At 64.0% G+C, this 21,989-nt stretch carries 15 protein-coding genes; 4 read left to right on the forward strand and 11 right to left on the reverse strand.

All coding sequences use genetic code 11. From position 1 onward, the window contains the following. Positions 1–301: 301 nt before the first annotated feature. The 7 genes from HCU64_RS14170 to HCU64_RS14200 form a co-directional block, all read right to left on the reverse strand. The gene (locus HCU64_RS14170) at positions 302–598 is read right to left on the reverse strand and encodes a hypothetical protein (RefSeq protein ID WP_233384632.1); all 297 of its coding nucleotides are present in this window, start codon (positions 596–598) and stop codon (positions 302–304) included. Between the two features lie 148 nt (positions 599–746). Beyond that, positions 747–4,619 (reverse strand): hypothetical protein, encoded by a 3,873-nt coding sequence (locus tag HCU64_RS14175; RefSeq protein WP_233384633.1) that lies wholly within the window; start codon positions 4,617–4,619, stop codon positions 747–749. A gap of 140 nt (positions 4,620–4,759) precedes the next feature. After that, positions 4,760–4,978 carry a hypothetical protein gene (locus HCU64_RS14180; protein WP_233384634.1) on the reverse strand — a complete coding sequence of 73 codons (219 nt, stop codon included), beginning with the start codon at positions 4,976–4,978 and terminating at the stop codon, positions 4,760–4,762. After that, positions 4,978–7,674, reverse strand: a complete 2,697-nt coding sequence (locus HCU64_RS14185; RefSeq protein ID WP_233384635.1) for a hypothetical protein — start codon at positions 7,672–7,674, stop codon at positions 4,978–4,980. Before HCU64_RS14185 ends, HCU64_RS14180 begins: the two co-directional genes overlap by 1 nt. 173 nt (positions 7,675–7,847) lie before the next feature. Continuing rightward, the gene (locus tag HCU64_RS14190; RefSeq protein WP_233384636.1) at positions 7,848–8,378 is read right to left on the reverse strand and encodes a hypothetical protein; all 531 of its coding nucleotides are present in this window, start codon (positions 8,376–8,378) and stop codon (positions 7,848–7,850) included. A gap of 525 nt (positions 8,379–8,903) precedes the next feature. Next, complete coding sequence (locus HCU64_RS14195; RefSeq protein WP_233384637.1) at positions 8,904–10,286, reverse strand: hypothetical protein; 1,383 nt, start codon at positions 10,284–10,286, stop codon at positions 8,904–8,906. A gap of 1,369 nt (positions 10,287–11,655) precedes the next feature. Then, a complete protein-coding gene (locus HCU64_RS14200) occupies positions 11,656–12,414 on the reverse strand; it encodes a hypothetical protein (RefSeq protein WP_233384639.1) in 759 nt (252 codons plus the stop codon). A 908-nt stretch (positions 12,415–13,322) separates the two neighbouring features. Between HCU64_RS14200 and HCU64_RS25270 the strand changes: the two genes are divergently transcribed. Next, entirely contained in the window at positions 13,323–13,448 is a 126-nt protein-coding gene (locus tag HCU64_RS25270; protein ID WP_267922339.1) for a hypothetical protein, read from the forward strand. Positions 13,449–13,723: 275 nt separating this feature from the next. Here HCU64_RS25270 and HCU64_RS14205 read toward each other — a convergent pair whose 3' ends face one another. Next, positions 13,724–14,278 carry a recombinase family protein gene (locus HCU64_RS14205; RefSeq protein WP_233384641.1) on the reverse strand — a complete coding sequence of 185 codons (555 nt, stop codon included), beginning with the start codon at positions 14,276–14,278 and terminating at the stop codon, positions 13,724–13,726. A 688-nt stretch (positions 14,279–14,966) separates the two neighbouring features. On the opposite strand from HCU64_RS14205, the gene HCU64_RS14210 reads away from it, so the two are divergent. From HCU64_RS14210 to HCU64_RS14220, 3 genes are all read left to right on the forward strand, one after another. Next, on the forward strand, positions 14,967–15,143 hold the full coding sequence (locus HCU64_RS14210; RefSeq protein WP_233384643.1) for a hypothetical protein: 177 nt from the start codon (positions 14,967–14,969) through the stop codon (positions 15,141–15,143). A 118-nt stretch (positions 15,144–15,261) separates the two neighbouring features. Further along, positions 15,262–15,540 carry a hypothetical protein gene (locus HCU64_RS14215; protein WP_233384645.1) on the forward strand — a complete coding sequence of 93 codons (279 nt, stop codon included), beginning with the start codon at positions 15,262–15,264 and terminating at the stop codon, positions 15,538–15,540. Positions 15,541–15,608: 68 nt separating this feature from the next. Further along, on the forward strand, positions 15,609–16,388 hold the full coding sequence (locus HCU64_RS14220) for an Abi-alpha family protein (protein WP_233384646.1): 780 nt from the start codon (positions 15,609–15,611) through the stop codon (positions 16,386–16,388). Positions 16,389–16,411: 23 nt separating this feature from the next. Here HCU64_RS14220 and HCU64_RS14225 read toward each other — a convergent pair whose 3' ends face one another. The 3 genes from HCU64_RS14225 to HCU64_RS14235 form a co-directional block, all read right to left on the reverse strand. Further along, positions 16,412–17,242: a hypothetical protein gene (locus HCU64_RS14225; protein WP_233384647.1), complete on the reverse strand. Its 831-nt coding sequence runs from the start codon at positions 17,240–17,242 to the stop codon at positions 16,412–16,414. Next, on the reverse strand, positions 17,239–18,915 hold the full coding sequence (locus HCU64_RS14230; RefSeq protein WP_325169975.1) for a DUF6538 domain-containing protein: 1,677 nt from the start codon (positions 18,913–18,915) through the stop codon (positions 17,239–17,241). Before HCU64_RS14230 ends, HCU64_RS14225 begins: the two co-directional genes overlap by 4 nt. Before the next feature lie 1,176 nt (positions 18,916–20,091). Further along, the gene (locus HCU64_RS14235) at positions 20,092–21,783 is read right to left on the reverse strand and encodes an efflux RND transporter periplasmic adaptor subunit (RefSeq protein ID WP_233384649.1); all 1,692 of its coding nucleotides are present in this window, start codon (positions 21,781–21,783) and stop codon (positions 20,092–20,094) included. Between the last annotated feature and the right edge of the window lie 206 nt (positions 21,784–21,989).

Raw genomic sequence — 21,989 nt, forward strand, 5'->3', positions numbered from 1 at the left:
GACAAACGCTGATCTGCTGAGCTACGTTCGGGCGGCCGCAAGGTCAAGTCGCCGCTCTAAGACCACTGGGGTACGAACGGGCGGAAGCTCGCCGGTAGAGGCTATAGGTGCCCAAACACATCAGCAGGGCCGCTTAGCGCAATCGATCTAGCAACCGGGCCACTGAATTTTCGGTGTTGCACGCAGAGACGGGGGCCAGCCGACGTACTTTACTGTATGGCGAGGTGGGATGTTTCGCGGTGCAGGTTTCACAGAGGCGGAAACTACTGCGCCCCGCCTCTGTGATCACCGTGATATGTGATTACCGGGCTAAGTCCAACCCGTATGCCTTGCTTAGCTGCTCGATGGTTGCTGGTCCCACCTGCTTGTCCGACTTCAAGCCATCCTTCGCGGCCAGCGCTGGCCGGGCCTTCACCGCCTGCTGGTAGACCGCCTGCCGCACGTTCGGGTCCGCCATCCGGTACCTCCCCGCCGCCTCCCGGTACTTCGCCACGGTACCCGTGAGCATCGCCGCCTTGGTCCCCTTGGTCTTGGCGTCACCATCCGGGGCCTTCCGGTACGCGGCGGTTGCCATGATCCGTCCTAGGGTCTCCTTCATGCTTGGTCCCCGTACTGGGTGCCCGGCGAGAACGGTGCACCTCCTGAACGCCGACCGCCTTTGATCCCGTTCGAAGTGTAGCCGCGTGACTTGTAAGCTCCGGGGAGCGAGAGCCTCTAAGACCCCCGCTCCCGCGTTGTCCGCCCGACTACTCCGGCAGCAGGCCGCCCAGGTCCACACCGACAGCCTTGCCCATCTGCACCAGACTTGCTGCCCCTGCCTGCTGGTCGGTCTTCGGGGCCGACTTCACGGCGTAGGCGGCACGCGCCTTGAGACTCTGCTTCACGACAGCCTGACGCACATTCTCGTCCCGCATCAGCAGGCGTGAGGCGACCTCTCGGTACTTGGCGACGGTACCCGTAAACATCGCCTGCTTCGTGCCCTTCTGGTGGTTACCCGGGTCGCCGTCCGGTGCGTGCTGGTACGCCTTAGTGGCCATGATGCGCCCAACCATCTCCTTGAGGCTGGGCCCTCGGGGCGGGTGGCCGGCGAGTTCCTGCAAAGCGTCGTAGGCGTTCCGGCCGTCCTTCATGGTCACGTTCCGCAGATCTACATCGCGGTACCTCGGGCTCGGCGGACCAAAGGGCCCGACACCCTCCTCCTCGACCATCCGGCGGACCTCGGCGTCCACGGCGGTCTTCTCGCCATCGACCCAGAGGCCCTTGTGGACCGTGAGGGGGTCTCCGAAGACATCCCGCTTCGGCGGCAGCTTCTCCGCCAGACCGGGCACGGTGGCCGCGATCTTGTCCACGATCGTCCGGGCTTCCCTGAGGTACGGGTCCGGGCTGTAGAAGCGCAGAGCCGAGGCGCCGGGGACGAAGTTGGCCGCCATCGAGCCGATGACCTTCGAGGCGTTCTTGTCCGGGTCCATGATCGCGTCGAGCGTGTCGTGGAGGGAGGTCAGGTACGACTTCTGGCCCATCTGCTTGGCGAGGGCGATGACGAGGCCGGAGGCTGCCTGGACGGCCCGCTCCCCTTGCCCATCCCCGTCCTGGTCCCGGCTTAGGATGTCCACGATGTCCGCCACGATGCCGAAGGGCATGGCGATGGGATCGTAGCGGCCGAAGTTCACGTAGGTCTTCGAGCCGTCCGCATTGGCCGTGACGAAGGAGTAGGGCTGCCATCCGGTGGCCTTCAGCTCGGCATTGAGCCTCGCGTCCGTAGGGCCGCCTCCAGTGATGTAGCCCTGCATGGCCAGGAAGGAGGCCGAGCCGAGGAACAGCGAGCCCATTGCCATCTGGCCCATGGCCTGCGCCTGCTTCTCCGGGCCCATCTGCCCCCGGATCATCTGACGGTACTCGCCTTGGAGCATGTTGAGCCCCGGGGTGAGCTTCACGCCCATCCGAATGACGTTTGTCGGTGTCCGCACGAACGGCAGCACGAAGCGGAGCACTTGCTGACTGGCTACGGTGTTCTGCACCGTCTTGCCCCACGTCCCCTCCAGGAGGTCCTGCTGGAAGGTGGCGATGTTGGCTTCGTCCAGCGCCTTCATGTCCACTGCACGGCCGGCATCGTCGTAGGCCGCGAGAAGCTTGGACCGGACGTGAGCAGTGAGAGCTTCGCCATCCAAGCCCGCCCCGATGCCGTCCGAGAGTGCCGCCGCCTGGACCTTCGAGCGGTAGACCACCTGCTTCACCAGCTCGTCCACGGCACCGAGCGCCCGCGTGGGGAGCCCTGCGCCCTTCATGAACCCGGTGTAGGCGTTGGCGACGACGTTTGGGACCGAGTCCCAGGGCTTGAAGCCTTCTGCCACCCAGTTCGTCCCGCGGCCCGCATCGGCAATGCCCGCCGGGTTCACCTCGACGGAGTGCGGGCTGAGCACCGAGTCGCCAGTCTTCCAGGTGCGCACGGCGTCTCGGAAGCTGTCCATGAGGGACGCCCCCATGTAGCCGTACTGGCTCCAGTTCTCCTGAACACCCCTGAGGTCTCCCTGGGCCCCGTAGCCGATCATCCGCTCCAGGGGCCGCCCCATCAGCATGTAGCTGTTGGTCGAAAGGTTCACGAAATGCGTGCGCAGCCCCCAGAGGAGGTTGTTCACGTAGAGGTAGCTGGCGTCGTCCTTGATGCGGGCCCAGAGCCCCGGCTTGACCAGCCTGTTGGCCACCTGGAAGTCGTGCCCCACGGCATCGAGCAGGTTGAAGAACTTCGCATCATCGAGACCCCGCATCGCAGCGATGTCGTCGGGCTGGAGCTGGAAGTCCGCCCTGTTGCGCCGGAGAGCCCGGCCGGCAGAGGCTCGCATGGACTGAGCTTGCCCGAAGGCCGTCGAGGCGACTTCGAGTTGTTGCTGGAGCGCCTCTCGGGCTGCGCCTAGATCCCCGCCGAACTCCTCCAGCATCCCCAAGCCGATGCGGGACCGGAGGTTGAGGGCGTCCTGCATCACCCGCTGGCCGACCAGAAAGCCGGCCTCCATGTTGACGCTCATGGTGCGGGCCTGCGAGCCGGCCTGCTGGAGTAGACCTAGAAGGGCCTCGGGGTCTTCGTTCCAGAGGGCCACCCGTTGCCCGACCATGCGCTCCACCTGGGCATCGTGAAGCACGCCCTCCGCGTCTCCGCCCTTGATGGCGGCCAGGGGAGCCGACAGCTCATCGGCCACCCGGCGGATCATGAAGTCCAACGGCTGAGGGCCATCGCCCGGCCGCCAGAACTTCTGCCACGGGATGCTGCCCCCGTCGCCGAACCGATAGCCTCGCTCCAGGGCGCCTTCCCAGCCGCCGGGCCCAAGGATCGCCTGCGTGTCGGCCTGCCCGTGCTCGATGAGGCGGGTGAGCTGATCAGTGGTGATGTCGAGCGGGATTGCGCGAGGTGATGCCCGCTGAGCTGCCGTGTCGGCTGGGCCGGAGATCGATTGCCCAGGTGTATCGAGGGCTCTTGGCTGAGCGCCACTAACTCCTTGATTTTGAAGGTCATTGATTTTTGAAGGGCCCTCGGCGCCGGCTGATCCCTCGGTGGGATCAGCATTGACGGGACGCTGGGTCGGAAGGGCCGGCTCGGCTTGGGCGACGGCTTCTGGGTGGCTTTCCCGAAGCCGCTCTACCTCGTCCAGGTCACCCTTCGAGTACGCCAGCTTGGCGTCCTTATGGGCCACCGCATGAGCCAACTCCGACTGGGTCGCCTCGATCGCCGCCCGGTCCCCACTTCGGAGGGCCCTGAAGCCCGCCACGGACGCTGTGAAGACCCCCGCCAGGGCGATGTCCACCCCGATGGACTCCAGGGCATTCTTCATGCGGCCGATGGTTTCGCTGTCGCCGGGATGGTTGGCGAGATAGGCGTTCACCGGGTTCTGGAGCGCGGGGAACTGCTGGACGAGATCCGACAGCCTGGGGCCATTCGGGTCGATCGCCACGGCGCCCACGGTGGCCGCCTTTGCGGACGACAGCGCCCAAGCGCCTTTCTTGGTGGCCTCCAGCGCCTCGATCCCGGCGCCGATCCCGCGGACGCCCTTGAGCAGTCCCACCACCTTGCCGGCGCCGAGCATCCCCGTGGCGAACTGCGAGAGGCCCGACACGAAGCTGTTGCCGATCGACGCCTCGCCCAGCGACTTGTCGAGCCGCTCGATGTCACGCCGAGTCTGGGACTTCCCGGCATCCTTGTCGCCCGTCACCAGGGAGGTGATGCCAGGGTCCGGCTTGCCGAAGATGAAGTCCTTCGTCTCGAAGATCGACTTGGCGGCACCCGTGAGGATCGCCCCGCCGACCCGTCCGGCAGCATCGTAGTGGGAGGCGTCCCGCCAGTCCGTGGAGGAGCCGTCGCCCGGTGCCGTGGGGCCAGCCTGAGGTGCCGGAGCTTCGGGGGCCGGGACCGCTGGAGCGGCTGCTGGCTGAGCTTGAGGCGTCTCGACGGTGGGTGCCGGCAGGTTGGCTTGCTGCTGTGCGGGCTGGGCAGCCGTTCCCGATGGCGCTGCGTCGAGCGCCTCAAGATCCTGAGGCGTAAACTCGTGACCGGCCTTGGGCACAGGAGGCTGGCCTCCGGCCGCGGCCGAGGGCGCAGCGTCCAGCGCTAGTAACTCTTCTGGTGTCATGTCTGGGTTGGGTCCGTTGCTCGCAGCGGGGCAGGCGCGGCCGAGAAGCGGCTGCGGCGTGGTGCTGCGTGAGGTGATTGGGAGGGTGGGACGACGGCGAGTGCTGCCGCCCCAAAGTCGTCAGGCGCGGGTCGCGGCCATCACTCGGGCCTGGGCCGGCGGAGTGACCGACGCTCTCGCCATTCCTGGAGATTGACGACGTTGAGGGAGCCAAGAATGCGGCTCACAGCCCGCTCGATGGCCTCGCTCATCAGGCAGGCGGCTCGCCGCTCGGTCTCTGCCCTGGTTGCTTCGGCCTCGAACATCTTCACGATTTCGCCGGCCACGTCCCGATCTTCCGGGTGCATGTCGGCGCCCATCAGACCCGTGTCTCCGGGTTGCCGTCTGGTCTGAGCCGGCGAGGGATCAGCCGCCCGAGGGCGCCGAGCACCGAAGCCGGGGTGACGAGGCTCTTGTTCAGCCCATCGCCGGCATAGGCGGAGACCCCCGCGGGCCGCCCGTTCTGCGCCGTGATGTTCGGCAGCGAGGCCCACTCCAAGGCGAGGTTATTGGCGAACTTCGCTCCCGAGATCTCCCCGCGGACGAACTTCGAGTAGCCCCGCCGTTCCAGCAGCGCGATGGCAAGGCGATCCTGCAACTCTGGTGAGAAGCGGGTTTCCATGCTGAGGCCCATCTGGCCGACCAGCCCCGAGTCGCCAGCCTTCCGCGGGTCACCGAAGAGGGTGGACTTCATGAACTGGTAGCGGCCGGTGGCGCTCGACTCTGTCCCGCGGTTCCCCATCCAGGACTTGAGCTGGCTGAGGGAGAACTTCGAGAGGTCGAGGGGAGAGCCGGCGTGCCCATAATAGGCGTTGTAGTTGCCGTTGCTCTCGGGCCCCGAGATGAAGTCGAGGATGCGAGCGGCCTTAGGATCATCACGAAGGGCAGCCGTCGAGTAGTTGCCGATCGGCCGGGCAGAACCTTGAAGAGCCCTCTCGAAGGCCTCGCCCATGAGGCGGACCCGCTCGGCGGAAGCCGGCGCGTCGATGGCCCCTTGGAACGCCTTGCCGAGATCTTCGACGTCTCCGCTGGAAGCAAGGGCCGCCTCCACAGGTGTGCCGTCGGGAGCCCGCATGCTCTGCCGCCCCGGTTTCGGCGTTGGAGCTTGGATTACACCACGCTCGATGCCGCGCTGGTAAAGCTCCTGGACCTTCAAACTAAGAGGCTTTTTCTCCTCAGCGGCCAGCCGCTCCATGATGGACTTCGTCTCTGCCGGCAGGCTCCCATACCAAGTCGCGGCGTCGGCTGGGGGTGGCGCTGAGGTGGGCTGGCGTGAAGGCGCCGCTGTCGGGATATCGAGCCGTTTCGGCGCGTCTTCGCCCGCTCCAGGCAGACCGCTGGGCACCTGCGCATCTCGGCCTCCGAAGGGGTTAGGCCTCGTGATGGTGTTCTTCTTGGGCTCGGCTCCGGGCTGGGCCTCAGGCTGCGTCTCGGCCTCGGGTGCCCCAGTGGCCCCGTAGGTGTTCGGGTTGCCGAAGCTCCGCCGATCGTAGGTTCCCGGCCCGACTGCTGGCGGGACGATGCGCTTCAGGATGCCGGCCCCAATGTCACCGATCGCCTTCTCCTGCTCGATGGCATTCGCATCGGGATGAGTCTGACGCCACGCGAGGATCTGGAGTTTGAAGTCCTGCTGGGCCTGCAGACCTTCTGCCGAGAGGCCGCCGGGATCGAACGTGTTTGTTAGGTCATGCGCCGAAAGCGTACGTTGCCGAATGGTGTCGAGGATGTTCTTCGCCGAGCCGCCTTTCAGGACGCCTTCGAGCGCTGGACCGTCCTTGGCCACGCTCTCGGCGAGCTTCCAGGTCGTCGTCAGGTCCCCCGCGTTCTTGAAGACCCCCCGCTCCATGGCCCGCTGGACCACTTGCAAGCCACCCCCGTTGAGCACGTCCCGGGTGACCCCGAGCAGCTCCTCCGGGTCCGAAGTGGCCGTGCCCTTGGCGATCTTGTCGCGCCACGTGATGGCGTTCACCCGGAAGTCGGCATCCACCTTCTCGCCCCGCGCCAGGAGATCCTCCGGGACAGGCTCGTTGGGGTGCGCCGTGATCCACCCGATGGTGTCTCGGGTGACCGCATCCTTGGTGGCCGCCTTCTCCTCGCGGCGCTTCTTCTCGTCCTCAGCGATCGACTGCCGGCCCATGGTGAGGAGCGCGTCGATGGTCTTCTGCTTCGAGTCCCGGCCGTAGGGCGTGTTGGCCCACGAGTAGTCCTTGCCGGGGACCTTGCGCTCCAGGAAGTCGAGGATCTTGGGGTCTCGGAGGCTCACAGCGCTGGCCGTGACCGCGTCTACGAGTTTCTTATCCGCCTCGGTTTCGTTGATCCCGTGGCTTAGTCCCTCGGCTCGGATCGCCTCCAAGGTATCGAAGGTGGTCTGGTAGTCGGTCCCCTTTTTCGAGGCGAGGCCTACCGTGTTCGCGTCGTTGAGGGCTTGGTCCTGTCGAGCGGCGAGCGTTGCGGCTGCCCCATCCATGGTCGCCTTCGAGGCGTCCCCGATGTGCTTCGAAAGGTAGTTGCTGGTCATCTGCCGGACACGGGGCAGCAGACCGGCGAGGATGTCCGGGTCCTGGGTCCCGATGTTGTCCTTCAGGAACGAGCCCACGAAGGCGTCGTAGGCTTTGGGGTCCGTCGAGGTCTTGCCGTCCCAGGCATCGTAGGCCGCCGAGAACTTCTGCTCCAGGTCCGCCCCGGCTACGTCGCCCTGGGCCTTCTTGTAGGCCTGCATGAAGGTCCTGGAGTACTGCGCCGGGATAGCGCCTGAGGCGACTCCCTCGGCGAAGCCTTGACCCATGTTCTGGTGGAAGGCCGCCTCGCCCCGGAGCTTGTCGTCCTGCTCGTCCTTCTGCTTCCGCTCCTCCAGCATCGTCCCCAGGCTGCCGCCGAGCCCCGAGAGGGAGCGGGCGAGATCCTGGAGGCTGGTGTCGCGGGATGGCTCCTGGGGCCGGACGAAGGTGTCTACGGGAGATGCGACGGGCTGGAGGGCCACGTCGAGATCTACGGGTCTGGTTGGTGTGCGTGCCATCGTCTCTCAGATTGAAGAGCCGGCCCGGCACGCGAGGCAGACAGCCTCAAGCGCACCGAGCGGCGGGTTACGGGAGGGGTTGGGAGCCTGCGGTGTTCCGCGAGGCGTCATGACGGGAGCGCCGTGTCAGGCCCAGCGCTGCCCAGGGCGGGGAGGGTTAGACCACCCTGCTTTCAGTCGTCCTTGGCTGGCGGAAAGCCGCCGAACTGATTGTGAAACTGTGCGCGATCGGCTGCGGCTACCTCGCGGCGGTCGCTGGCGGTTAGACCACGGTCCTGCGCCTTGGCTGCGGCCTTGGCCTTATCGCGTAGGGCCTTTGCGACTCCGTCGATGGGGCGATGCTCGATGGTGAGCCAAATGCGCTTCTCATCGCGGAGCCTGAAGATGGCTTGGGCTGCCTCAGCGTCCCTCGTCGGCTCGCCCCGCGAGTTGGTCCATTTGGCGGTATAGCCATTGGCCAGCGCCTCGCTCGGCACGTAGATCGTCAATGCGGTGCCCGGCTCGACATCCTCCAGGACGCCAACAACAGCCTTGATCCCGCCCAGCCACTCATCCCGATTGGGCTCGCGGCTCGCCTTCACTTGCTCGACGGCTTTGGTCTGCCAGCCATCGTATGTGATCGCCCACGCCGACGCGCAGTATCCTTTGGACCCAACCCTCGCCGGCACGAGGGACGCTACGGCCCATGCCTCGGCTGTCTTCATGGAGGAGCCCTGCCCGGTCGTCTTCAGGCTCGGCTTCTCGGCGGTCGTCGCTGACACCTCAGCCTCCTCAACGGGGCCTTGGGCATCGAGCGTATCGTTGCTCACGTGATGCGTACCTCATGGGTTTGAGCGTAGTGACGATCACACGGCGGCCACCGGATGTGCTGCCATGTCGTCGGGCTCCAAGTAGGTGGAAGTGTTCTCTCGTCCCGGAGATGCCGAAAGATCGGCTCACGGCTCGACAGGACGGTGTACTGAAAGCCGACAGTGGTGAGTGATGTAGACCACCCTCCTCTCGGCTTGCATGAAGTCCAACCTCAACGGTCTGACTGGCTGCACATGTCAAAGAGCCGACCATGTGCTGATGAGGAGTGGTTAGATCCTCGATCGGTCTGATGGCCGACCGCTTAGAGAATGCTCGATGTTGGTTCCGTCAAGTGGTCGGTGGCGGGAGTGATGGTGGCGGGGGTCTCGCATATTCGCCCAAGGGGAGGGCCAGGGGGCATATAGCGGAGGATTAAGCCTTCAAATGAGTCTAAGCAATTGATTTGCTTGAGGTAATTCGACTTCAGTCTGTGCGCGGAGATCTGGCCAGTGCTGGTCTGCTGCGGCTGAAATGGACAAAGTGACGCGCCCCGCCTCGGATCGTGCGCACCAGATCGCGTCGTGGACGGGCAGCGCGACCACGCCCTGTCGGATGAGGAGCCGGATGGCGTCGATGACGATGGTGCTCTCGATCATCGCCAGCCGCGTGCCCACTCCAGTCCAGAACTTGTCGGCGATCGGAGCGTGAAATCGCTCTACCTCGTCCACGACATCTCTGAGCTTAGTACCCGCCGGGAATTCGGACTGCAGTCCGTCTGGCCATTGTAGAGAGCGCTTGTTCGCAGACAGCATGGCGTTGACCAGCTTCTTGAAACCGGAGCGGCAGGAGCCATCCCCCCGCACGTCGTAAAGGTCGCCGTCCGGCACGGGCAAAAGGGCTAAGTCGTAAGCCGCCCGCGGATTGAACTGGCGCATATCCACCGCGGCGACCTCTTCACCTTCGGGGTGCGCCGCTGAGGCGATCCGTAGGCGACGGTAGCGCTCAGCCTTGGGCATGTTGATCCAGAAGCCATCAAAGAGGCGACCGCCGCCACGCCCCCACCTTTCGCCGGGCCGGTCACGATGGGCACCGTTGAAGACCCGCCGCAGCGCTCGACGGGTTGGGTTCACCGGCTCGACGCCAGCTAGCCGCTCGACCTCGCGGCCATCCGGCAGCAGCCAGAAGGGGGCGTCAGCAAGCCAGTTGTTGATTTCCTGGACTTCCTTGCGCCACGTGTCGGGCCAGCGGGAGTCGTCATAGCTGATGGCCTCGGCTGTATCGTCGTCCGGGCCCTTCATCGCCTTGAGCACGATGACCTCGGCAGCGGGGATGCTCTTGAAGTCGGCCCAGCTCACGGCTTGCATGGCCACGTATGAACTGAGGGCTAGTCCGGGGCGGATGGTCGAGGGTTGTTTGCCCATGGCCTCGAAACTGAAGCCACGCCGAAGCTCCTCGATCAGGCCAAGCGGCGGGTCCGCCATCAGGTCCAGCGCGTCGAGGAAATGCTGGCCGTAGACGGGCTCGGCGTATCGCGTACCGGACCACATCACGCCGTTGCTTCGGGGGACGGCAAGCGGACGGTCAAAGGGGTCTAGCGCGAGCCCCGCGAGATTGCAGACGAGCGCCTCGATGGCTGCATGAAAGTTGGCTTGGCGTTGAGGCGATCGGGCACGCTCACGGGGAGTGACGGCGGCCTCATGCTCCTCCACGCCGGTGATGACGGAGGCTACTGCGGCCCGCATCTCAGGTGATGCTGCGCGACGCTGCGGGTCGAACCTAACGGCGGCTGCGAGTTGCTGGCCCTGGATGGCAGCGCGTTTCACTTCGAGCCTCCCCCAACGGGCCGAACCGACTAGACGACGACTGATGGTATCGCACACGAATGGGATTGTAGTCTCTATCGGTCCTATGATTGCGGGCGACTCCTCATATACGCAGGGTATTCCCCGCGATCAGATCGGCGGCGTATGCGCTCTTCATAGACCCGATGTAATCAGCCCAGCGGCGTCGGCTCTCTCATATACGCGCTGTATTAGCTTGAGGGGGCTCGCTCCATATACGCTATCTATTTCGAAGATGGCGCAGCCTCCTCATATACCATGGCTAATTCGGCACGCGGCCCGCTTCACCCCGGCGACGCGCGTACTTTGCGCGGAAGCCTTCGTTCGCACTCTGATGTTCGGCTGGGACGCGCCGCCTCGTTCCCTTAGCGACTTGAGGCGTCAGCATAACGCTCCGGTCCTCCAGGAACGCCATAACGGCTGCCAGCGTGAAGCGGGGCCTTGGGCAAGTCTTGCCAGTGCCGGGAGCCACGTATGCGATGCAGCCATCCGCGATATGTCTCCGCAAGGACCCGCGATCGATGGGCAGCAGACGGCAAAGCTCAGGAGCGCCCACCGTCACCTTATCGGCGAAGGCCTTGGCAAGGGCCTGGGGAACTTCACACATTAGACGAGGCCGTGGCGAGTGATGGCGGGGCTGCGGCGGCTGGCTGCCTGTCTTTCGGCGGCAAGGCGTCTACGCTCGGCGGCTTGGGTCCGTTTCCAGTCTTCAAAGCCCTCTTCCCCCACCGCAGGCGGCCATGTCGCGGCTGAATGGCGTGCTTTCGGGGTGACGGCATCGGCGGGCAATCGGTGGGGCGGGGGCGCGGCGGGCCATGGGGCGACCAGGACGGGGTCCGCGGGTTTCCTGCCACTGGGCAGCCTCAGCTTAGGCTCGCTGCCCGCTTGCTCCCGGGCCAGCCGTGCTAGAAGCCCGTCGGGAGCAAGCCCGCTTCCGTCGCGCTTTCGCCTACACGGCGCCTCCATCCGCCTCGGCTGATTGTTGCTCCCCTGTTCTAGCAGCGCCAGCATAGCGGCTGCCTCAATGCTAGAGGCCTGACTGCCAGTGCGGTCAGTTCTTCGGCATGTAGAACGGCTTTCAGTTTTGCTACGATCTGCAAGGAATTGCACAACCTGCGCCAGGGTGAAGCGCTTAGGAGACGACGCCCCGAAGCCGATCTGAAGGTAACCGATCGTTCCCCAAGCGCAGTGACGTTTTAGGGTCTTTGCGTCCATGGGCATCAGGCGGCACAGATCGGGACCACTGATGGTCAGCCTGTCTGCGAAGGCGTCCTGGAGCGCCTGGGGGATCTGAGGGCTTGCGAACATTGCGCGGGCTCCACGCTGGCGACTCGTGCCTACAGCCTAGCGCTCAGACCGGGCGGCCCGGCACCCGCCCCGACGAGCTTTCCCCGAGCAACATGCGGAGGTCCGCGAGTCGGGCCGCCAGGGCGCCTTCGAAGCCTGCCGCCCCGTCCAGCTCCCGCGCGGCCAAAGCCGGCAGGTAGACCTCTAGGTGCTCCCGCAATGCCGCCGCCCCGGCTCTGCTCCCGCACGATGTCTCTTTGATCTCGTAGGCGGTGGACCGCGCTTCGCCCTCTGCCTCCCACCTGGCGTCGCCCCGCTCAGCCGCGGCCGCCAGCAATGCGCTCCAGGCCGACCGGTTGGCCTCGATCGCGGCGAGCATCGGGCCCTCGGCGGTCTCCGGGCCGGCCCCGAGAAGCATGCGGAGGTCGGCGAGCCGCGCACTGTTGGCCTCCACGGAGTCCGGCCCGTCGCCTCCAGGGTGCTGGGTGTCGGCCGCGAGGTACCACTCCAGATGCTCGACCAGCGCGGCGGCGCCTTCGCGGCTTCCGCACGGGGTCTTCAGGACGATCCATGCGGCTTGGCTCTCGGCATCGCGGGCGCCCCAGTCTTGCTGCTTCCACTCGGTTTCGCCGGCTGCATCGAAGGCCGCCGAGCTGGCGCAGAGAGCCTCCCAGCACAGGTGATGGGCGCGGATGGCGAGGTAGATGGGGCTGGGCAGAGACAGTCCTCCGGCCCATGCAGGCCCTTGCTCCGGTGAGATGAGCCACGGCGCGAAGGCATCCAGGCGTGCGGCATCATTCGGTGCAGCGGCGAGCGCGGGCATCGGGGTGGCTCCAGGCTTGTCAGGGATCGGCGAGAAGGGCTGTGTGTCGGTTACGGCTCATTAATAGGTTGATGAATAAACGGTACCGCTAACCCTGTAAAGGGTACCGCTTAATCCTTGCAAACAGTCGGGCTGTTGGGGGGTAGAAATGGGCAGACCACCACTGGGCGTGAAAGCCACGCACATTCGCCTCGATGGCGGAGTCGCCGAGCGGATCGACGCGCTGCTAGGGCCGCGACAATCCCGAGCCGATTTTATCCGCAAGGCCGTCCGTGAGGCGGTGGAGCGAGAAGAGGTTGAACGGGCGAAGGTTGGGACAGGGCGACCTTTAGGCTAGGGGCAAGGGCTAACCTCTTGAAACATAAGGTCGCTCAGATCTGAGCCGCCGTGGCTGATGAGGTGTTGCCCCTTGTCGAGCTGCAGCGCCGCGAGGCCCGGCAACCTTCCAACCCAAAGCAGCCATAAGCCCATCCAGAGGTGCGGAAACTTGTGCCCCTGCTGCCAGTTGAGTCGTGGCGGACCCCGCTAGCTGCATTGGCCGAGCGGTTCGCCTTCCAGGGATGGCCTCCATGCCAAAGATCAGCATACGCGAGGATAGGCTGGGGACCCGAGCGGTCTACAGCGGCTCGACAATCCTCATGGGCGGCCTCGCAGAAGACGACGCTCAGAACTTCGCAGCGTTCGTTCGGGCGGCCGATCGCTTCCAAGGTGGTCGATCCGGCCAAGCTGGAGCCAGAGGACGGCGGGGATTATCGAAGCCTGCAGTCGGGTAGCGCATCGCAGTGCCAGACCCTGCAAGCGTCCTGATCGTCATCGGCACGCCATCCGGTCTCCGCCACCTTGCTAGCTCATCCGAGCGGAAGGCCGCATGGCCTGCGGAGACCGTCCTGAGGAGCTTAGGAAGGGACGTGCGGTCATCCAGCCTTTGGGTCCAGTGTGCCGACCCCGAGGCAGCCAAGCGGCTCACGAGCTACCTGCGGAGCGTGAAGGCGGAGGTGCTGGCCGAGGCTGAGCTGGGCGTAGGTCTGGGCTAGGCTACCGGCGCTAATGCCCGTTAAGCTCGGGTTGCCCCAACTACAGCGGGCAATGGTGGCAGGGCATGACAGTAAGCAGCAATACGCACCCCTACTCCCTAGAAATCATCCCTCCGAAGGCAGAAGGCGGCTCCTACCAGTGGGCCATCCGTAAGCACGGCAAGATGGCAGAGCGCTCAGACCGCTATTACCCCTCGGAGGCGAAGGCCCGAGAGAACGGACTGGCCATCATCGAGAAGCTGTTAGTGGGCCGCGAGTAGCGGCCACTAAAGGCTTCACGGCATCTTCGGGTTCAGAGCCCGATGCACGCTGCCTTTGCCGATCCCAAGCTTGGTGGCGATTGCAGCCATGCTGAGCCCTTCGGCTGCCAGCGCCTTCACCTCCTCCGCCTTGGCCCGTGCGGTCGGCTTACGGCCCTTGTACGCGCCTTCCGCCTTGGCCTTGGCGATGCCCTCCCGCTGCCGCTCCAGCATCATCTCCCGTTCGAACTGGGCGACCCCGCCGAGCACATTGAGCATCAGGCGGCCGGTGGGCGTGGCGGTATCAACGCCGAGGTTGAGGATGCGGAGGGAGACCCCCTTCGCCTCCAGGGCCTCAATGATCCTGCCCAGGTGGGTAACCGAGCGGGCCAACCTGTCGAGCTTCGTCACCGCAAGAGCGTCACCCGAGCGGGCGAACTCCAGGGCGGCTTCAAGCTGCGGACGCGAGGCCACCGATGAGACCTGCTCCTTGTAGACCTTCTCGCATCCCAGGGCGGTGAGGTCGCGGAGTTGGGCATCGAGCCCGGCCTCCTGCTCCAGGGTGGACGTGCGGGCGTAACCAATCAGCATGGCGGTGGTCTCCGAGCCAAGCGTTCCAATGGACTCTTAGACAATGATGGCGATGCCGTTCCAGAAATCAAGAGGTTTCTTTTGGAACCGCAAAGGCCGCCAGTTGGAACGTTCCGCAAGGGCAAGCCCTATTGGACCGCTGAGCGCCTGCTCGGGTCGGGACGCTCAGTCGGCCAGACTGTCAAACCGCACGCCTTTCGAAGGCGAGCATCAGCACGGGTGAGGCGCCGGGCCGAGCCAGCAGCGTCGCCAACTGCTAGAGCCCGATCGGAGGCGGCCACGTCCTGTCGGGCGAGCAGATAGAGGAGTTGGGCACGAAGGCTTCGAAGGAGCGCTAGCATATTGGGATCTCCCCGCCGCCCCGGTGCCATGCAAGATCCAGACTGTTCGTCTGGGCTCCAGGTCTGCGCCGCATCGTGGCAAGGAGCTGCGGCGCCGTGGCCCAACACCGCCCCAGGCGCCTCGCATTTTGGCCGGAGGGCCACCCGGCGCCCCTATACGGGGGAAACTCTGCTCCGCTCCGCGTAGCCTCATGTGTCGCGTGAGTGACCCCTTAGTTTAGTCGGGCCACGCCAAGCCACCTGCCGGCGCCATCATGCCTTCGAACTCTCGGACCTGAAGGACCATTCCGCGCCTCACGAGGTTGCCCTGTTGTCTGCCACTCCGGCGGCAACACAGGAGACCCACGATGAGCAATGGCATTCCGCTACTGATACTGGCGCTAGGCACCTTAGGGGCTGGGCTCTTTATCGCCGGCAAGGCACGCAAGGACGTGGCGGACCTGAAGGGCGACCCGGCGCGATCCAACCTTGTGAAGGATCACGGTGGCGAGCCGCGCCAAAATATGCCCGCGACGGAGCATTGAGCGGCACTAGGCGTTCGGTCCAGAAATTACCAAGCGTACAAAACCACTAAATGAGGGGAGGCGGTTAGCGTCTTGGCTTTAAGCCCGGCCCTCAGGTTCAGGTACGGGGTCTATCGCGATGGCGCTCACCGGACGCTTCTGGTTCCGCAAGACGTGGACCGGCAAGGTCGTGCTGATGGTCGAGGAAAAGCGGCCACGGTGGTTCGGCGGCAAGGCTGCCTTCAGGCTGCGATGGCGGGATGCGAGCCTGATGGACTTCGCCGAGTCTGCCTTGAAGCCGTTGCTGGCCCTGGAGCACTTGCACCGAGCGGCAGCACTTGAAGCGACCTTCGCGGCATCCCGGGCGCCCTCCGCGCCGAAGTTCGATGGCAGACCTCCAGCGGTCGCGGCAGCCTGAGGCCCTATCGTTGGCTGGCGTGAGTGACCCCTTGGTTTAGTCGAAGTCAGCGGCTTACTATCACGATCATGGGTACCGAATTTGAAGCAGGCGCAGAGGCGACTAAAGAGGTTGCCCGCACGGCCGGCAAAGCAATCGACGCATCGAGTGGTCTAGGCCGCTTTCTCGCACGCATCTTTGGACCGGCGTTAGAGGAGTATGGCGGTCAGATGCACGACACCGCACGCTTCAGGCGAGCGGCCAATCTTATGAAGCTTCAACAGCGGTGGGAGCAACTTTGGATCGACAATGGAGCGTCGAACGGAGTCAGGCCGCTGCCATTCAAATTCGCTCAGGCGCTGCTTGATGCTGCCTCGGTGGAAGAAGAAGAAGAACTCCAAGACCTTTTTGCAAAGCTGCTTTTCAATGCAACTGATACCACCTCGCAAGCTGAGACCCGGCAAGCATTCGTCAGCATGCTGCACGAGATGAATGGTTTTGACGTGAAGGTGCTCTTCGCGTTGGCCAAGGCTCCCGACGCTAAGCCACGCCTTAGCCCGAAGCGCACCGTTTACACGGCGAAACTCCCTGACGCTTACATTGAAAACTCCGAAGACCCCGACAACCGGTTACAAGAGCCGCCCGGCCCTGTCCTGGTGTCGCTTAACAACTTAGCTCGCCTTGGGTGCGTGGTTCCCGCTGGCGTTTGGGACGGAGCGATAAGCTTCGGGCTGGTCACCTTCACTCCGCTCGGGCAGGCGCTGGTGGCTGCATGCTCCATAGATGCAGATCGATGTAGCTCCCAAGAGAAAAGAAATAAGGCCGATAACGAGGAAGGCCCGATCGATCTAGTTATCTATCCTGACTGACCGCGAGCACGAGCAGCCTGGGCTCACGGTAGAGGAATGCCAATCAAAGCCATCGCGCTCTTGAGGGCGCCGTAGGCATCTCCCAAAGCACCGACTGTCTGAATAGTCGCGGCGATACCTTTAAGGCTGCTCGCAAGCCTCTTTTTGTTGGGCTGCGGGCGGCTCAGCTCGGCTTCAGCATCCTCGACAAGCTCCAGTGTATCGGTCCGGTCCTGCTGCGGTAGCGCGACGCTCGTTTGTAGAGCAACTTTGACCTCCGCTAACGCTTCGGCCAAACGCGGTCTTGTCGCATTATCTAATTGAATATTCGCCGACGAATTTATGAGACCGGCAACTATCGTATTGTTGTTGCCACTGAAGGTGACGGTGGTGGTCTGGTTGCCGACCGGTTCGGCTTTAGGTTGCCGCATCTGTTGTCTCCACTCGCGCAGCCGGAGTGCCAAGCGATGCTTTGTATTTGTGCTTTGAACCCGCAAATCATGCCAAACGGTATCAGGTAACGAGCCTAGCGACATAGAGGGGCCGCTTGCACGTATAGCGCGCTCGCGGGCCTCGGCCGCGACGCTAAGTTTTTCTAGAAGCATGCGCTCGGCTTCCGCTGCCTCTCCAGCAACAGGGTCGAAGCTCGCCCAAGTCTCTAATAGGGCGCGGTAAACCAACTCAGACCGAATGCGCAGGTCTTCAAGTGCATGCCGCTTCAAGTCGGCAATCGTGTTACCTGAGGCTAGCCGCCCGGCCGCAGCCGCCTTGCGCAAGATCAGATTTGCTTCTTGAGCGACTTCTATGTCGCGGTCCGCGGACGCTGCATCGAGGCGTTCGTGTAGGTGCGCGAGAGCACTGATATCGTCACTCAAGAGCATCCTCCCTGATCGGCTGCAATCTTCGGCAGCCTCGACACTGCCTCCACCATCGCCTTGATGCTCACCTCGCCGTAGCCCTCGCCGGCTGTCCTTGGCGCGTGCCCCTGGATCGCATCGAGCACCCGCTCATTGATCCCGGCATCCAGACCCACAGTCTTGAAGCGGTGCCGCCAGCCATGGTTCGGGGCGACGTTAGGGTCCGTCACGACAGCCCGTGCGAACTCGGCGAGGCGGTTCTTGATGCCCTGCAACGGGCCGAGCACGTCGCCATCCTTAGCCGGCCTCAGGAAGAGGTGGCCGGAGGGCGCCTGCAGGACGAACTCTGCGAAGCCCAGCTCGATGAGGTGCGGGTGCAAGACCACCTCTCGGGCCTCGTTGCTCTTCACGGTGCCGGCTTCTGGCGTGATGTTGATGAGCCAGTGTTCCCCTTCCCTGCGGAGGTCCTGCTTGCGGAGCTGCGCCAGTTCACCGACTCGGGCGCCCGTGTAGCACTGGAGCCATGGGACCCAACGCTTGGCCGCGGTCGTCTGCGGGCGCTCGGTGCCCCCTTGGTGGCCTGAGGCAGCCTCAAGGATCGCCCTCGCCTCTTCGTCGGTGAAACCTTTCGAGCGCAGCTTCCTCGTCTTCCCGAGCTTGAGGGTCACCTCCTTGGCAGGGTTGCTCGTCATCCTCTGGTTCGCCACTGCCCACGCGAAGACCGTCCGTAGCCCCGCGATGTCGTTCTCCTTGACCGTCTTGGCGGTTATCGGTTTGCCCGAACGGGGGTTGATGCTGGCGAGGCGGTGGTCCTTGAAGCCGATCACGTTAGCCGCCGTCACGCGGGCCGCGTCGTCGTGCTTCAGGAAGGCCACGAAGTTGGCCATCGTGTTCCGGTAGCTCTCGTGGGTGCTGGGCTTGAGGCCGGCGGCCTTCCGCTCTGCCCACCAGGAGACCACCAAGCCGGTTAGGGAGGTCTTGGAGGCGGGTTGGGTACTAGGCGTTGCGCTCGGCGCCTCGAAGGCCGGAAAGCGCGTGGCCTTCAAATCGGGGCTGTAGTCGCCCTCCGCGTTCCGCTTACGGACTTCGAAGGCATCCCTAAGGGCCAGCACGAAGGCATCCAGGAGGATTGACCGCGAGTCGGCGTCCACCTCGGCGATGCCCTTGGCTAGCAGCAGGCGGTCTACGAGTGGGCCTACGAGGCGCTCTAGGCGGCTGCTGTCGGTGCTCTCGATGGCGGTCTCCAGGTGCCCGAGGGCGGCCTCAAAGCCGGCTCGCTCCTCATCGGGAGTGCTCCTGTCGGGCACCCAGCCGTCACCCGTGTGGACGATGGCGACGGTTCGATCCCCTCCCCCGTCTGCCCACGCTCGATAGAGGTCTCCGGCCAAGGCAGTGGCTTGCCGATGACTGAGCGTGGCGGGAGAGGAGTTGCGCAGTGCGGTCCAGAAGCGCTCTACGGTAGCGGCCACTTGCCCCTGTCGCGCCTTGGCTTCGCTCGGGTCTCGGGTCTTCAGCGAGAGCCTGAGGCTCGCCATGCTCGGCGTGATGGTGATGTGCGCAGTCTCGGAGCCCAAAGGTACCGATAAGGTCCGGCCGACAGCCCTCGCCCGCACGTCAGAGGGGATGCGTTGGACGAACTGCGGGAGAGACGAGTCTGAGCGCTTCACCGAGCGAACGAGCCGAAAGAGCATCTGTAGCACGCCGTTGTAACACGGTCGGCCAAACGCAACACGCTCTAGGGACTTAAGTTTCTGTGCTGTCGAAGCAAATCAGAAAAGTGGTGCCCAGGGACGGATTGCACCCAAGCAATAAAATACTGAACAGAATCAATCAGATAAAGGCACGCTCTAGGGTCGCTGTGTAGCACCACGGTGCTGCAACTTTCAACCTCTATGATGGCGCCATAACGCCATCAGATCTGCCGCATAAGCGGATCACTTTTCCGTTCTAGCAAGCAAAGGGTGCCGCCAAGTCGATTCACATGCCAAGCCTCCTACTGGCTCCGGCCCTCCACCGTTAGTCAGGCAGGCGGGATGGGGACTGCCTGATCAGTCGCCGAAGGGCATCGGTACTCAAGAGCAACTGTTCTAATCGGTCTGCTCAGTAGGGGGGAACGGTGAGCATCTAATTCCCCTGGACGACGCGTGCTCCGAGCGTCCGAGAGTGGGGTCCGTCTGCGTTGGTCGTCGGGAAGGCGGGAAGCAGTTAGTAAACGGCCGACAGCCCAACCCCGGCCTCCCTGTCAAGGTTTCACCTCCGACCCCGCTCCGACACCCTTGCTGGTTGTGCGAACAACAGCTTCTGCCGGTTGCCGGCGAAGCTGTGCCCTCGCGGGCACAACAGCACCTCGGGCCTCCTCCAGGACCAGCGATGGCCAAACGCTATGGGGTCTGTTCGATTCAGTTGGCAGGGCCGCCCTGACCCTATTGCTTGTCCGCAAGACCGTGCTCAATCCCTGAGAGCTTGCCACGCCGAGTGGCCGCCGGTGCTTCATTCCGGCGCTCTCTGGAGATCTTTAGTCATGTCTTGCTGCATCCCAGACGAAATCTCGCCGAACCGAACACCAGCGCAACTGCCAACACTTTCAACGCAGCCTCAGCGCACTCAACCGGGACAGCACGTTTTGCCCCTACGCTGCCTCGACGCCGCGATGCAGGGATTTTTCTGCGATCAGATCAACCGGGGTGACGTCCCGTACTGGCTCGCGGATAATAATATCTGCATAGGTTATGAGTCCCTTATTCCCTTCACTGCTGCCGGCAGCGACGTGCTGGATTGGGATCAAGATATCATCACACTATGAACGGTCTGCGCGCCCGGGTTGCGGATCGGTCTGGCTGGTGCGCATCCAGCTTCAGGGGGGGCGCTCAAGCCTTCCGATCCTTGCGGTTGAGGTTCGCTCGGTAGCGAAGCCGGTCGGAAGCGCCCGCTGCCAACCTCTCCCACTCCTCGAATAAGCGGATGGCGATGTCTACCAAAGTCAGGCCGTAGACAATCGCTTCGCTTGCTCGCAGTTGGACAGCGGGCTCGATCTCGGCGAACTCCAGACCCTCCACGCCGACCTGCACTCGCACGAACGCTAATTCGCGTTCATTCGTATGCACGGCGATCACGCGATCGGGCCCATCACTGGTTTGATCCGACACCCGCGCTAGGCAGCTACGATGCACCGCTAGCACCTCTCGAGCGCCATCCGGATCAGAAAGGACAGCATCATGCACATTTCGCCGTTCCTGAACGTGCAGCGCGCCGGCTGGCAGCGCCAGACCGAATTGGACGTAATTAGCGTCTGCACCATTTCGTGTTTCGAAGATCGGACCGCGGGCTTCGAACCGCTGGCCCATCGCCGGTCGAAAGGCGAGTTCCAGCCAACCGCCCGAGAGCGCCTCGAAGGCAACAGTCGGCAATTGGCAAGCAGCATATAGCACCGCGCCGGTTTCAACCGACGTCCTTGCTTCCGCCGGGACGCCCGGCATAACGCATCCGCTCAGGGCCTCTGCGGCGATCGCGGCGAGTTTTGGGTCCAAGCCCAGTCGGTTGGGATCACGGCTAAGTGCAACTTCCAGAACATGCTGCGGTGTCACCTCCCGCGTCTGCCGTTTCGTGGTGCGGATTTGAGCCTTCTTCCACTCTGCTTCGTTAAGCTGGCGCCGCGGTATGCCTGTCTCGCCCAGGCGGCTCCTTTCCAGGGGCTTCATCTTCGCCAGGGGCGGTGCCGTCCGGCGCTCTAACTCCCGCTGCACCTTCTGCAGGGCCTGTTCGCGTTTGTAATCAGGGTTTTCTGCAATGCCGCGTCCTCTGCCCCGCTGCCGCAGGGCCTCTAGATCTTCTGCCGTTAGGCCAAAGCGGTTGTATCTTGTCTCCTCCGTGCTCGGCATCACCCGTGCGACAGGAGGCGGATAGTCCCACGCGAGCCGTGGGGCCGAAATCTCGATCCGGCAGCGCTCATCATCCGGGAAACAAGCGCGGCTCACCAGCCTCAATGTCACCCAGAGATGTTCGCCATCGCCGACCTCGTCCCTACGCACGACGAGTGCCTTGATCGGCTCGCCACCCCAGCGCGTAGGCGTGACCCGTGCAGTCATGCGATACTCAAGCGCACCGGCGACATCACGCGGCAGCCTGATCCTGAAGGCAAGTTCTTCCCATCGGGCAAAGCTGTAGAGCCGGTCACCCGGCTCAAAAAGTGTGCCGTCTGACAGAACGTGGTCGACAGCGATATCGAAGGGTATCTTAAGCTGTACGAACCGCGAGGGTGTCCCCTTGCGCTCAAGATACTCGATCTGCCTGTCGGTCATCTGAATGGCGCGCAGTGAAGCCTTAGCCGCCTCACGAGCATCGCCCAACCGGGCCTGGATCTGGTTTAGGTAAGCCGCCTGTCTGGCTGCGATCTCCTCACCGACCACAGTCATGATTGTGCTGAAGGCTGGTAAGCGCGAACGTAAAGCCGGATGGGCGTGATCCTGCGCGTGCTTCACGCACCCGCGGCATCCGGCTTTGATCGGCAGGAACGCGTCAGGATCAGGCTGCAGGTAGGCATAAACGGTGATTAGGCTCAAACCCACCCTCCCTCTCCGCCGTCTTTATTACGCACGATCAAAGAAAATTCGCCTCGGGCCTTGAACGCCGCCGCAGGAAGAACCAAAACATTCTTGCTCGGCCGATGCATCGACCGGGCTTGCCCGTCGTGGTTGGCTCAATACAACAGCGCGGCGGGGACACAGGCTACTGTTGGGGCGCGATCACTACGCCAGGGGCACCGCAA

This window comes from Methylobacterium sp. C25 (assembly GCF_021352225.1).
Lineage (GTDB): Bacteria > Pseudomonadota > Alphaproteobacteria > Rhizobiales > Beijerinckiaceae > Methylobacterium.

Bases quoted from the DNA above. Each gene is read 5' to 3' on its own strand.
- HCU64_RS14185 (WP_233384635.1), bottom strand. From the start codon at position 7,674: ATGGCACGCACACCAACCAGACCCGTAGATCTCGACGTGGCCCTCCAG.
- HCU64_RS14205 (WP_233384641.1), bottom strand. From the start codon at position 14,278: ATGCTGATTGGTTACGCCCGCACGTCCACCCTGGAGCAGGAGGCCGGG.
- HCU64_RS14215 (WP_233384645.1), top strand. From the start codon at position 15,262: ATGGCGCTCACCGGACGCTTCTGGTTCCGCAAGACGTGGACCGGCAAG.
- HCU64_RS14210 (WP_233384643.1), top strand. From the start codon at position 14,967: ATGAGCAATGGCATTCCGCTACTGATACTGGCGCTAGGCACCTTAGGG.
- HCU64_RS14170 (WP_233384632.1), bottom strand. From the start codon at position 598: ATGAAGGAGACCCTAGGACGGATCATGGCAACCGCCGCGTACCGGAAG.
- HCU64_RS14190 (WP_233384636.1), bottom strand. From the start codon at position 8,378: ATGAAGACAGCCGAGGCATGGGCCGTAGCGTCCCTCGTGCCGGCGAGG.
- HCU64_RS14175 (WP_233384633.1), bottom strand. From the start codon at position 4,619: ATGACACCAGAAGAGTTACTAGCGCTGGACGCTGCGCCCTCGGCCGCG.
- HCU64_RS14220 (WP_233384646.1), top strand. From the start codon at position 15,609: ATGGGTACCGAATTTGAAGCAGGCGCAGAGGCGACTAAAGAGGTTGCC.
- HCU64_RS14230 (WP_325169975.1), bottom strand. From the start codon at position 18,915: ATGCTCTTTCGGCTCGTTCGCTCGGTGAAGCGCTCAGACTCGTCTCTC.
- HCU64_RS14200 (WP_233384639.1), bottom strand. From the start codon at position 12,414: ATGCCCGCGCTCGCCGCTGCACCGAATGATGCCGCACGCCTGGATGCC.
- HCU64_RS14180 (WP_233384634.1), bottom strand. From the start codon at position 4,978: ATGGGCGCCGACATGCACCCGGAAGATCGGGACGTGGCCGGCGAAATC.